The sequence below is a fragment of the Prosthecobacter sp. genome (assembly GCF_044373815.1).
Classification (GTDB): Bacteria; Verrucomicrobiota; Verrucomicrobiia; order Verrucomicrobiales; family Verrucomicrobiaceae; genus Prosthecobacter.
Genome location: NZ_JBIPNG010000153.1, coordinates 1 through 13,154 on the forward strand (window position 1 = coordinate 1; position 13,154 = coordinate 13,154).

Annotated in this window: 8 protein-coding genes and 1 pseudogene; 1 reads left to right on the plus strand and 8 read right to left on the minus strand. The window is 60.7% G+C overall.

Features of this window, described 5'->3' with window-relative positions:
• The coding region (locus ACIREA_RS14100) for a Gfo/Idh/MocA family protein (RefSeq protein ID WP_397382914.1) at positions 1-639 on the minus strand (639 nt) is incomplete at its 3' end.
• 81 nt (positions 640-720) lie between these two features.
• Here ACIREA_RS14100 and ACIREA_RS14105 point away from each other — a divergent pair.
• Entirely contained in the window at positions 721-3,510 is a 2,790-nt protein-coding gene (locus ACIREA_RS14105; RefSeq protein ID WP_397382915.1) for a PQQ-binding-like beta-propeller repeat protein, read from the plus strand.
• Positions 3,511-3,528: 18 nt separating this feature from the next.
• On the opposite strand, the gene ACIREA_RS14110 is transcribed toward ACIREA_RS14105, so the two are convergent.
• From ACIREA_RS14110 to ACIREA_RS14140, 7 genes and pseudogenes are all read right to left on the minus strand, one after another.
• Positions 3,529-4,620, minus strand: coding sequence for a lactonase family protein (locus ACIREA_RS14110; protein ID WP_397382917.1), 1,092 nt, complete (start codon positions 4,618-4,620; stop codon positions 3,529-3,531).
• 55 nt (positions 4,621-4,675) lie between these two features.
• On the minus strand, positions 4,676-6,088 hold the full coding sequence (locus tag ACIREA_RS14115) for a DUF1501 domain-containing protein (protein ID WP_397382918.1): 1,413 nt from the start codon (positions 6,086-6,088) through the stop codon (positions 4,676-4,678).
• On the minus strand, positions 6,078-7,907 hold the full coding sequence (locus tag ACIREA_RS14120; RefSeq protein ID WP_397382919.1) for a DUF1549 and DUF1553 domain-containing protein: 1,830 nt from the start codon (positions 7,905-7,907) through the stop codon (positions 6,078-6,080). The genes ACIREA_RS14115 and ACIREA_RS14120 overlap by 11 nt, the downstream gene beginning before the upstream one ends.
• A gap of 33 nt (positions 7,908-7,940) precedes the next feature.
• Positions 7,941-9,422, minus strand: a complete 1,482-nt coding sequence (locus tag ACIREA_RS14125; RefSeq protein WP_397382920.1) for a DUF1501 domain-containing protein — start codon at positions 9,420-9,422, stop codon at positions 7,941-7,943.
• A 5-nt stretch (positions 9,423-9,427) separates the two neighbouring features.
• Complete coding sequence (locus ACIREA_RS14130; RefSeq protein ID WP_397382921.1) at positions 9,428-10,765, minus strand: DUF1501 domain-containing protein; 1,338 nt, start codon at positions 10,763-10,765, stop codon at positions 9,428-9,430.
• Between the two features lie 57 nt (positions 10,766-10,822).
• Positions 10,823-12,949 (minus strand): PSD1 and planctomycete cytochrome C domain-containing protein, encoded by a 2,127-nt coding sequence (locus tag ACIREA_RS14135; protein WP_397382922.1) that lies wholly within the window; start codon positions 12,947-12,949, stop codon positions 10,823-10,825.
• A 3-nt stretch (positions 12,950-12,952) separates the two neighbouring features.
• Positions 12,953-13,154 (minus strand): annotated as a pseudogene (locus ACIREA_RS14140) (alkaline phosphatase family protein); the annotation flags it as partial.

Consider the following 13,154-nt stretch of genomic DNA (forward strand, 5'->3'; position numbering starts at 1 on the left):
GCAGCGCGGCGGCATGGCGCATTCGGCCGGCCCACCAATGGAACCACGCCCGCCGTAGATGATGCTTTTCGCCAGCTTCACCTCGCCGAGTTTGCCCTCGCGCATGTATTTGACCGCCTCGGCCAAAGCACCCCGCGAACGATTCTGAGTCCCACCCTGGCAGATGCGGCCCAGCTTTCGCGCCGCCTGCACCATGCGCCTGCCCTCGGTGACGTTATGGCTCACCGGCTTTTCGACATACACATCCTTGCCCGCCTGCATGGCCCAGATCGCAGACAAAGAATGCCAGTGATTCGGCGAAGCGATGAACACCACATCCACCGACTTGTCCTCCAGCACCTTTCGCAAATCCTGCACCTTCTTCGGCATCGGCCGTTTCAATTCGACGAGCAATGAGCCCACTTCATCCGCGCGGTCGAGATCCGGGTCACATACATAAGCGACATCGCAGTCCCCGAGTCGCGCCAGCTCCCGCGCATGCGCCTTGCCACGAATGCCGCAGCCGATGATCGCAGCGGTGATTTTTTCATTGGCGCTAACCGGCTTGGGATCAGCTGCAAACAAGGGCGCTGGCAGGCTGACTGCTGCTGCAGCCATGAGGGAGTCTTCAAAGAAACGGCGGCGGGTGAGAGAACGCATGGTGGAAAACTCATACGAGGCAAGAGGCGCCTGGCTTGCTGTTTTATCCAAATGAACCGGCGCCTTCAATAGTGCGGAAGCGTGCCTCGCCGCAGAGAAGAGGTGATCGGCTGCGAGTTCTGGCTGTTGGAGGCGTATTCACCCGTCATGATTCGTTTCCTTGTCCTCATCACCTTCGTTTGGATATTGAATGCCTCCGCTGAGGACTGGCCGCAGTTTATGTTTAATGCGGCCCACTCCGGCAACGCGGCGGCTCGTGACATCGACTCAGAAAAGCTGCATCTGCAGGGTGCGTTGTCGATGACAGACGGCATCTACACCTCTCCAGTGATTGCGGAGGGCAAGGTGTATGTCGTGGATGGATCAGGTTACGCCGCGTGCTTCGATGCGGCGACGCTGAAGGAGGTGTGGCATTTCCAAAGCAAAGGAGGGAAGCAGAACGTGAACAACGTGAGTTCACCGGCCATCGTGGGCAGGCACCTGCACTTCGGCACCGCAGCGGGGATCTATTACGTGCTGGACAGCAGCACCGGCGCGGTGGTGAAGGAGATTGACTGCGGCGAGCCGATCTTTAGCACGCCGGTCATCGGCAAGGACCGTGTCTATTTTGCCACGCTCGGTGCTCAGGTTTATGCAATCACGAACGAGGGAGAGGTGAAGTGGAAATGGGACTTCGTGAAGGAGGTGGTCGGATTCGACGGCAACCGCTGGAGCGGGGAGGAGTGGGCGAAGTTCTGCGAGAAGCGGATGCTGGCTACGCTGAAGCCGGGAAGCAAGCCCACGTCCAGCGACGGGCGCGTGACGTGGAAAGATCACTTCGTCTGCTCGCGCGATATCTGCCTTATCCGAGGGAACACCGTGGTCATGCCAGCGGGAGGGCGCACGCTGTTCATCGAAGACACGGGCGACGCGCCGAAGCTGAAAGCCACGGGCGAGATTCCCGAATGGTCCGGCAAGGAATTTCCCGCGACCTTTGGGCAGAGCGCTGATGATGACGGCAACGTGTATGTGCAGTGGCACCGCCGCGACAATGCGGGCCGCGTGGACATCATGCGGCTGGAGGGTGACACGCTGACCACCGGCGACTTCGTGCCGGGCACGGACACAAACATCCGCATGGACGGCCTGCTGAGCTTTGCGCCTGTGGCGATTCGAGGGAAGGACGTTTACCGAGTGCGTCCGGAAAGCGAACGCGGACTCATGCGGCACCGGCTGGACGCCAAAGATGACAGAGGCGAAGTGCTGACGATGGGTGGATTTATCGCCCCGCCTGTGATCACCAAAAATCACGTCATTGTGGGCGATCTGGATGGACACCTGCACATTGAGCCTATTGCGGAGCACCTTGCGTTCGCCAGCTCCATCGAGGTCTCAGATGCAGCGATTTCCGCCCCGGTGGCGGTAGCTGATGACAGGATCTATGTGCCCAGCGAGGACGGCCGAGTCCATGTTTTTGGCCCCAAAAAAGCCGAGACTGGAAAGCATGATCGGGACGACATCGCCAAAATCCGCAGCCCGCTGACAGGCAAGCTGGCCGCCGCCGAGTACGACTGGTACACGAACTACGGCAACTTTGCGGGGCAGAACTCGAACAATCAGGGCATCGCGCCACCGCTGCGCATGCGGTGGGCACGGCGTCTCGAAGGCACGGTGAAGCATCTGCCAGTGTGCGGAGGCGGACGAATCTACACGCACACCGCCGAGGGCCAGATCATTGCCTGTGAGCAGGACACGGGCCGGCTGCTGTGGCGGCGCTGGTGGCCGGATGTATACCTGTCTTTCACTTCACCGCTGTACATCGACGGCAAGCTCCTGATCCCGCAGGCAGGCATTAAAAAATCCTTTGTGCGCTGTCTGGATGCCGCGACAGGGCAGATGCTCTGGGAGGCGCCCTTTACCGGTTCACCAAGCTGGAGCCGGCAGTTTCCGCCGGTCGTCTCAGGGAAAATCGCGATCTATGCCAGCGGCACCGGCGACTATGCACCGCAAGGAAGCGAGAAGCCATGGACCTTTGGCGGAGCACTGGTCAAACCCGCCGACGGACATGATGTAATGAGCTTCATCTATTCCAATGACAATCCGTACTACCCCACGAACCACCACCCGCGTGTGTGGGCCTGGGATATCGACACCGGCAAGGTGGTGTGGGAGAAAGATTTTTCCGATCAAGGACGTGGCGGCAACGACTGCGGTATCTGCATCCTCGACGGCAAGCTGTATTACTCCGTGTTCTTTGGCTATGACGCCGACCAGCGTGCGCGCCGAGGGCAGCCGGTGGGAAACAACGGCCTCACGGTGTGCATCGAGCCGAAGTCCGGCAAAATCCTCTGGCAGACGAACGACTATTACGTCACAGCCAAATGCACGCTCAGCGCACGCGATGGCAGGCTCTACATAGGCGGGTACAACAAGGCGGACGCAGGCACGGAAGACCGCTTTGTCTGGTGCCTCGATGCGAACACCGGCAAGCTCGTCTGGAAATCCGATGCCGTGACTTCGGCGCTTAACGTGGTCAGCGTCGGCGAGAGATTCATCTTCTCCAACGCACTGCGCGGCAAGGGCAACATCTTTGACCGCAACACCGGCAAGGTGACTTACAGCATCCTCACGAACTATGCGTGCTGCCGCTTCACCCTGAGCGAGCCGTATGTCCTGGGCGCAAACATGGACATGATCGACCTCTCGCAAGAGGGCAAGCTGGTCTCCACAGGACCTGCCATCGATTCACGCGAGTGCCTGGGCGCGGTGGTGAGCAACGGCCGCATCTTTTACACCTCGCAGGCGAGCGGTTTTGTGGTGTCGCAGACGTATGGGCCGGAGTCCAAGGAACTGCCGCCAGCATGGGAGGTGCGGAGCGAGGTCAAACCATGATGAGGATGCGTGAAAAAATTATTTTACCCAGCGAATGCACGATGGCATCGGCATCTCGACTGGAGTGCTGGTTGCTGTGATCTTCCCGCTCGTGGCATCAATCCGAAACACGACCACGCTGTTTCCCGGCATATTCGCGCAGAGGAGCCACCGGCCATCCGGGGTGATGAGCAGGTTCTGCGGCCCTTTTCCGAGGCTGGGATCGATGGAGAGCAGCGTGAGTCTGCCATCGTCACCTATGCGATATGACGCGATGCTGTCGTGGCCCCGATTTGTGCCGTAGAGCAACTTGCCGTCGGGGGTGATTTTCAAATCAGCCGTGTAGCTCTTGCCACTGAATCCGTCGGGAAGTGTGGTGAGGGTCTGCTGTTCAGTGAGCATGCCGGATGCGGGGGTATAATCAAAACACGTCACCGTGTTTGCCAGTTCGTTGATCACATACACATGCCTGCCGTTCGGATGAAAGGTGATGTGCCGAGGCCCTGAGCCGGGCTGCATCTTCGCAAAGGGCTGGGCCTCATTTGGCGTGAGCTTTGCCTTAGCCGCATCGAGTTGATAAATCAGAATCTTGTCGATGCCCAGATCAGCGGCGAGTGCGAAGCGGTTGTCTGGACTGATGACGATGCTATGCGCATTGGGTCCCTTCTGGCGTTCGAGGTCGATGCTGGAGCCGCTGTGCTGCACAAACGTGACTGCTTCTTCCAGCATACCATCCTCTTTCACCGGCAGCGACGCCACACTTCCTGACGCGTAATTTGCCACCACCACGGTCTTGCCCGTGGCATCGACATCAAGATAACACGAAGCCGTTCCGCGCGCAGACTGCTGATTCAGCTTCTTCAGCCGGCCGGTGCGGTCTTCAAGAGCGTAGGCCGCTACAAATTCATCATCCGCCCCACCGAACTTATCGGCATTGATCGCATAGAGGAAGCGTTGGTCGGGCGAAACCGCCAGGAAGAACGGATTCTGAATATCAGTGGTTCGATGCAATGGCTGCAATGCGCCTGTCTTCGAGTCGAAGCGAAAAGCATGAATGCCAGCTTTGTCCCCCGAGGCGAACGCGGAGATAAACACCAAAGGTTCGGCCGCCGAAAGCGTGACGGAGGCCATGCAGAGAGCAGCTAGAAGTGAGGATGTAAAATAGCACATAATGGAATGATATGCCTCACGCAAGAATGCCAGTCACTACATCACCATACACGTCTGTCAGACGGAAGTCGCGACCGGCATAGCGATAGGTAAGTTGTTCATGATCGAGGCCGAGCTGATGCAAAATGGTCGCATGCAGATCATGGACATGAACCTTCTTTTCGACGGCATTCATGCCAAGTTCATCGGACGCACCATAAGCGAGGCCGCCTTTGATGCCGCCACCGGCCAGCAGAGTGCTGAAGGCGGTGTGGTGATGATCGCGACCGCGGCGCATGGGATCGACCTGCTTGTTTTTGTCCTGGGTTTCCTGCGAGTAAGGCGTGCGGCCAAACTCACCGGTCCAGACGACGAGGGTGTCCTCCAGCAGGCCGCGCTGCTTGAGATCGCTGATGAGTGCGGCGGAGGCGCGGTCGCTGTCGGCGCAGAGTTTGGGATGGTTCTTGTAGTGGTCGCTGTGCGTGTCCCAAGGCTGGTTGCTGCTACTGGTGTAGTAGACGCTGATGTAGCGCACGCCGGACTCGGCGAGACGGCGCGCGAGGAGGCAGGAGCGGCCAAAGGGGGTGTCGCCATACATCTCGCGCATTTTCGCGGGCTCGCGGCTGATGTCGAAGGCATCGCTGGCGGCGCTCTGCATGCGGTAGGCAGTTTCCATGGCCTTGATCTGGCCTTCGAGCGCCTGGTCCTGCTCGCGCTTGGCAGCGTGCAGGTGATTGAGCTTTTGAATGAGATCGATCTGACGGCGCTGCTGCGCCGGGGCGAGCACGGAGTTGCGCACGTCGGCGACGAGCTTGTCCACGCTCATGTCGGAAGTGATGACGCCGGTGGCCTGATACTCTGAAGGCAGGAAGGAATTGCTCCACAGGGCGGGGCCCACCACGATGTTGGGCGTGGGCCGCAGCACGACGAAGCCGGGCAGGTTTTCATTTTCACTGCCCAGGCCATACAGCACCCAGGAGCCCATGGAGGGGCGGATGGGCTGGAGATTGCCAGTGTTCATCATGAGCAGCGCGGGCTCATGATTCGGCACATTGGTGTGCATGGAGCGGATGACGCAGCAGTCGTCAATGATGCTGCCCAGAGCGGGCAGGCTCTCGCTCACTTCAATGCCGCTCTGCCCGCACTTGTGAAACTGCAGAGGGGATGACATGAAGCCGCTGGTCTTGGGCGCTTTGTAGAGCTTGCCGGAGGGCTGCTGGCCTTCGTATTTCTTCAGCGCCGGCTTCGGATCAAAGGTGTCGATGTGCGACGGCGCACCGTTCATGAACAAGAAGATGACCCGTTTCGCACGCGGGGTGATCTGCTGCTTCACAGCGGCCTGCGCCTGAGCGCCCATCATGCCCGCAAGGCCGATGGCACCAAAGCCGGCCGAGAGGCGGTGGAGGGCTTCACGCCGGGTGAGCTGCGCGGGGTTGGGATCAGTCCACATAGAGCATTTCGTTGGTGGCGAGAAGCGCCTGCGCGAGCTGCTCCCACGCGTTGGGGCCGGCTGTTGTGGCGGGCTGTTGCAAAAACTCCCGGGCGATGGCGAGTTCCTCCGCCTCGGGCTCGCGAGCAAAGAGGAGTGCGTAGGCGTGGCGGATGCGTGCGGCATCATCGCCGCCGCTTTGTTGGATGCGCCGGGCCAGTTGTTTGGCCTGCTCGATGATGAAGGGGCTGTTCATCACATAGAGCTTCTGGGTGGGCGTGGTGCTGGTGCTGCGCCGGGCGGCATGGACGTTGGCATCCGGGTAGTCGAAGAGCATGAGCGTCTTGTTCAACTCACGGCGGCTGACCTGGGAGTAGATGGTGCGCTTGTGGTGCGTGGGTGCGTCAAGGTTCTGCGAGGCGCCCCCTTCCCGGCTGAGCGTGCCTGCGGTGGCCATGATGGCATCCCGCCAGGACTCGATGCCGAGCTGGCGGCGGTTCATGCGCCAGAGGTGATCGTTTGCTTCATCGAGCTGCGCATTCGCCGCGCTGCCGCTGCTGCCCTGACGGTAGGTGGCGGACATGACGAGCTCGCGCATGAGGCGCTTCACGGACCAGCCGTTCTGCATGAAACGCAACGCGAGATCATCGAGCAGTTCGGGATGCGTGGGCTTGTCGCCTGTGGTGCCAAAGTTGCTAGGGGTGCGCACCAGCGGTCTGCCGAAGAGCAGATCCCAGACACGGTTCACCATCACGCGGGCGGTGAGTGTGTTGGTGGGATCGGTGATCTGGCGGGCGAGCTCGGCACGGCCGCTGCCTTGGAGAAACTTCACCGGCTCATCCTTGCTGAGCACCTGCAGCCAGCCACGCGGGACATTGGGGCCGGGCGTCTTCACATCGCCGCGATCATAGACGGGGAGGTCATGCGGATTCACATCACGCACGATGTGCAGGGTTCCGGGATCCATTTTATCGGCCAGAGTTTTGCCGTCTTCATCCTTGCCATCGGGACGAAGGTTCACCATCTGCATGGAGGCAAAGACACCGGCCATGGCGTAGTAATCGCGTGCGGTGATGGGGTCGAACTTGTGATCATGGCAGCGTGCGCAGGCCACGGTGAGGCCGAGGAAGGTCTGCGACACGGTGTCCACCTGCTCCGACCATTCCTCCGCCTGCACATCGAGCTGGCCTCGCGCATACAGCTTGTGCCCGAGACCCAGAAAGCCGAGCGCGGCGAGATCCGCTTTGTTTTGCGGCTCGATCAAATCCACCGCGAGCTGCTTCTGCACGAAGGCATTGTAGGGCAGGTCCGCATTGAAGGCAGCGATGACCCAGTCGCGGTACCGCCAGGCGTTCGGATAGGCGAAGGAGGAATTGTTGCCCACCTGATGCGCCTGATCTTCGGCATAGCGGGCGAGGTTCAGCCACATGGCGGCCATGCGTTCACCAAAGGCCCGGCGGCTGAGCAGACCGTCCACGAGCCTCGCATAGGCATCCGGTCGGTTGTCATTCACAAAGGCCTGCACCTCCTCTGGCGTGGGCGGCAGGCCGGTGAGGTCAAAGGTGGCGCGGCGGATCAGCGTGCGTGCATCGGCCTCGCGTGTAGGCGTGAGGTCTGCAGCCTCCATGCTGGCGAGGATGAAGCGATCCACGCGCTCGCGCGGCCAGGAGGCATCCTTCACCTTGGGCAGGGCCTGAGCCTTGGGCGGCACAAAGGACCAGTGCTGGCGCGCTTTCGCCCAATCAATCGGCGCAGGCTCGCCCGCCTGCGTGGTGACGCAGAGCAGCAGCAGGGTTGCGATGGTTTGAAACGGGACGTTTGGCACCCGGACATTACGCACGCAGGAGCCTTCTTTTACGCTCGATAATCGCAGCTAGGCAATCAGCCCCTTTACCACCTTGGCCGGATTCACCCCGGTGAGGCGGAAGTCGAGGCCCTGGAAGCGGTAGCTGAGCTTGTTATGGTCCAGGCCGAAGAGGTGGAGAATCGTGGCGTGGAAGTCATGCATGGACACGGGATCACGCGCCACGTGCCAGGCAAAGTCATCCGTCTCGCCATGGACCTGCCCGCCTTTGATGCCACCGCCCGCCATCCAGAGGCTGAAGGCAGCCGGATGATGATCGCGGCCAGTAACCTTCTTGAAGCCTTTGCGATTTTCGCCCAAGGCGGTGCGACCAAATTCGCTGCCCCATACGACGAGCGTGGTGTCGAGCAGGCCACGTTGTTTGAGATCTTTGAGCAGTGCGGCGATGGGCTGATCGACCATTCCGCAATTGTGCGCGAGCTGGGGATCAAGAGCGCTGTGGTGATCCCATGACGCGTGGATGATGTTCACAAAGCGAACGCCGCGCTCCACCATCCGCCGCGCATTCAGGCACTGCCGCGAAAAGGTCTGGTAGTTGCCGATGCCGCCGAGGTTGCTCTTGATGGGCGGCTCGATGCGGTTCACGCCGTAGGCATCCAGCGTGGCCTGCGATTCACCGCTAAGATCGACCAGATCCGGTGCGGCGCTCTGCATGCGGAAGGCGAGTTCGTAACTGTTGATGCGGGCAGCGATCTCGGGATCACCGATGTGCTGATGCTGAAGGCGGTTGAGATCATTCAGGGCGCGAATGCTCGCGGACTGCATCTCTGGCGAGATGCCTGCGGGATTGCCCAGGTTCAGAACAGGCGAAGCACCATTGCGAAACATCACTCCAGAATACGATGATGGCAGGAAGCCGCTGGACCAGGTGGAGCTGCCGCCCGGCAGCCCGCGACCTTTGCTGACCATGACGACATAGGAGGGCAGCTCCTGTGACGGATTGCCGAGACCATAGGTCACCCACGAACCCACGCTGGGGCGCCCGAGACGGGATTCGCCACAGTTCAGCATGAGCTGGCCCGGGAGATGATTGAACTGTGTGGTGTGCATGGAACGCACCAGCGCAATGTCATCCGCGCAGGTGGCGATGTGCGGCAGCAGATCACTGATTTCCATGCCGCACTGGCCGTGTTTTTTGAAGACGCGGCTGGTGCCCATCACCGTGGCCGTGTCTTTTTGCAGGAAGGCAAACTTCGCATCTCCCACGATCGAATCGGGCAGCGGCTGGCCGTCGTACTTGTTGAGCAGCGGCTTCGGATCAAAGAGATCCATCTGCGAGGGGCCGCCTTCGAGGAAGATGAAGATGCAGCGCTCCGCCTTCGGCGCGAAATGCGGCATGCGCGTGGAAAGCGGATCTGCAGGAATGCCGGCCTCGGCAGCGAGCAGGCCATCCTGTCGCAGCAATGAAGCCAAGGCGAGCGTGCCGAGGCCACAGGAACTCGTCGCAAGGAAATCGCGACGTGTTTGGGTGATGTAGTCCTGTGGCGACATGAGGGTCAGGCCAGTTCCTTGATCGACTGGAATTCGTTGTCGACCAGATAATGGGGACGACCGGAGAAGTCCGACACCGTGCTGGTATGCGGATTAATGCCCAGATTGTTGTAGAGGGTGGCGAAGATCTCCTGGAAATGCACAGGACGGTCCGTGGCCTCACCGCCAAGGCGGTCCGTAGCGCCGATGACCTGGCCATTCTGCATGCCGCCCCCGGCGAGCAGCGCGCAGGAAACGTTGGGCCAATGATCACGTCCGCCTTTGTCATTCACGCGCGGCGTGCGCCCGAATTCGCCCCAGGCGAGCACGGTCACATCCTTGTCCATGCCGCGCTCATGCAAATCCTGAACAAGGGCGGAGATCGCCTGATCAAAGTCGGGCAGGTTTTCCTGGGCGTTTTTGAAGTTCTGCCCATGCCAGTCCCAGAAGCTGTAGCTGAGAGTCACCACTCGCACACCGGCTTCGACCAGCCGACGCGCCAGCAGGAACTGCTCATTGAGCCGAGGTGCGGCATCGCCCTGGATTTTATCAGTGCCTTTGCCGTAACGCTCGCGGACTTTGGGAGACTCTTTGGAAAGGTCGAGCGCATCGACGAGCTGCGAGGAAGTCAGAATGCCGTAGGCCTGCTGCCGGAAGACATCGATGCCCGCCATGGTGCCCGAAGCATCCGTCTCGCGGCGAAAGGTGTCAAAAGCGGAGAGCAGTCCGCGCCGATCACCCAAGCGTTCCAAGGTCACACCGTTGAGCGACATGTCCTCCTTGCCCCGCTCCAATGGCATGAAGGGCGCATGCGCCACGCCGAGGAAACTCGGGCGCCCCTGATTGTAAGGCGTGTGCTTCATCTGCTGCGAAAGATTCACGTAGCCGGGCACCGTGGGGGCGCCGCCTTTGAGCTTGGACACCACGCTGCCGATCTCCGGCCAGCCCCCCGGAGGCGCATTATTGCTGAGGCGACCCGTCACACACTGAAAGCTTTCATGCCGGTCCTTTGCGCCGACGACGCTGCGAATGAAGGTGAGCTTGTCCGCCATCTTGGCCATGCGCGGCAGATGCTCGCTGATCTGGATGCCAGAGACATTCGTGCCGATGGGCTTGAACGGACCACGCACCTCCGACGGCGCGTTCATTTTCAGGTCATACATGTCCTGATGCGGGGGACCGCCAGGCAGGTACACAAGGATAAGCGCCTTCTGCGATTTGCCAACTCCCTGCACTGACTCCGCACGCAGCAGTTCTGGAAAGCTCAGGCCTCCCAGACCGAGCCCGCCGATACGTAGAAACGAACGTCGCGAAAGGCCGTCGCAGTAGCGGTTGGCGGGCTGTTTGGAGAAGAGAGTAAGCATGGGGTCTAAACGGCGGCAGGGCTGAAGGTGTTGCGGTGGCGAGGTGAGGAAAGGCGGCTATTCACGATTGATGAACTCATCCAGGTTCATGAGCACCCGCGCGACAGCGACAAGCGTGGCGGCTTCGGTCTGATCGGGCAAGGGAACAAAGGTGCTGGTGCTGCCAAGGACCTCCAAGGTTTTTGCACCGCCCTTTTCAACGCGGGCTTTCTGTTCGCTGTGAAAGCCGGCAAGGCGCTGCATCTCTTCCGCGCGCGGCGAACGATTGAGCGTCCATTCAAACAGGTGCCGCAGTCGGCTGGCCGTGTCATGAGGTGACTCACGCATCGCACGCAAGGCGAGCGCCTGCGCGGCTTCCACAAAGACGCTGTCGTTCATCATGGCGAGTGCCTGGAGCGGTGTGTTGCTTCGTTCGCGGCGCACGCAGGCGTCTGCGGCATCGGGCGAGTCAAAGGTGGTGAGCGTGGGATACAGCACGCTGCGCAGGGTGATGATGTACAAGCTGCGGCGGTAAATTTCATCCCCAGGGCTGGCCTTCCAGTTTGATGAGCGGCCCACATCAAACACATCCTCCGGCAGTGGTGGACGGAAGCTGGGTCCACCGATGGTGCGCTTCAGCAAGCCGCTGACAGAGAGCGCGGAGTCGCGCAAGATTTCAGCGTCCAGGCGGATGCGGTTCTGGCGGGCGAGGAGGCAGTTCAGCGGGTCGAGTTCGACGATGTCATCACGGTGCGCAGAGGACTGGCGGTAAGTCGCACTCATCACGAGGAGCTTGATGAGTTGCTTGCGGCTCCAGCCATTGCGCATGAACTCGGTGGCCAGCCAGTCGAGAAGTTCGGGATGCGACGGCGATTCGCCGGCTGTGCCGAAGTCATCCGGCGTGCGCACGAAGCCAAAGCCGAAGAGCTTGCTCCAAATGTGATTCACCGCGACGCGGCTGGTGAGCGGATGCTGCGGCGAGACAAGCCAGTGCGCGAGATCGAGTCGGCCGGGCTCCGGCTGAACGGGCTTGGCCATCGGCGGCAGTGCGGAAAGGCTGGCGGGAACGACATCTGGACCGCGTCGGGTGTAGTCGCCAGCAAGATGGACATAAGTCTGGCGGCGATCCTTGTCAGCCTCGGCCAGCGCCTGTGCCTTGGTCTTCGCATCGTCACGGTCCACGGTGTTGTCGAAGAAGGCGTAGAAGCTGTAGTAGTCGCGGATAGTGATGGGATCGTATTTGTGCGTGTGGCACTGGGCGCAGCCCACGGTGAGGCCCATCCAGACACGACCGGTCGTATTGACGCGATCAACGAGGTTTTGGTAACGTGCCTCCTCCTTGTCCACGCCTGCCTCGGTGTTGAGCGCGGCATTGCGGTGAAAGCCAGTGGCGGTGATTTGATCCGGCGTAGGTTGTGGCAGCAGGTCGCCTGCGATTTGCTCAATAGTAAACTGATCAAACGGAAGGTCGGTGTTAAAGGCACGGATGACCCAGTCGCGGTACTTATAGGCGTTGGGGCGAAGGCCATCGCCGAGGAAGCCGTTTGAATCCGCGTAACGCGCCATGTCCAGCCAGTGGCGCGCCCAGCGCTCGCCAAAATTGGGCGAGGCAAGGAGGCGGTCCACGATCTGCTCGTATTTTTGTTCCGACCAATCGGAAAGAGCAGCGAGATCTGACGGAGATGGCGGCAGGCCGGTGAGATCGAGATAAACGCGGCGAATCAGAGCGGCAGATGAGGCTGCGGGTGCGGGCTTGAGACCGTGCGTGCGGAGCTTGGCGGCGATGAAAGCATCAATGGGATTTTTGCTGTCCGATTTCGGCACGGCTGGACGCGTGATCGGCTCAAAGGCCCAGTGATTTTGATATTCCGCACCTTGGGCAATCCAACGGCGGAAGAGCTCGCGCTCGGCCTGGGTTAGCTGCTTCGGCGACGAAGGCGGCGGCATCACGTCAGCAGGATCGGTATGGGTGATGCGTTTCCACAGTTCACTGGCTTCAGGCTGGCCGGGCTTGATGGCTGCCTTCACAGCCTCAGCACGCACATCCAGCCGCAGGTCGGCCTCGCGCTTGTCTTCGTCCGGGCCATGGCAGGCGTAGCACTTCGCGGCCAGGATCGGGCGGATGTCGCGATTGAATTCCACACGCGCTTCTGCAGCGAGAGCGCTGCAGGAGACCATGAAGACGAATGGAATGACGAGACGCATGAGCTAGCTTACCTTCAGTTCACTAAAGGGCAGAGTCTGCGCAATCTTTGTGCCGCCGTCTTCGCCGAGAACCTTCGCCGTGAGCGTGGCAGAGTTCCAGTCAATGCGCAGATGGCCGACGTTGGGCAGATGGTACGTTTGAGGCATGCAGCGGTGCTGGTTCGGCGTGGGGGTGCCGCGCGGATGCTTTTGCGTCATTGAGCTG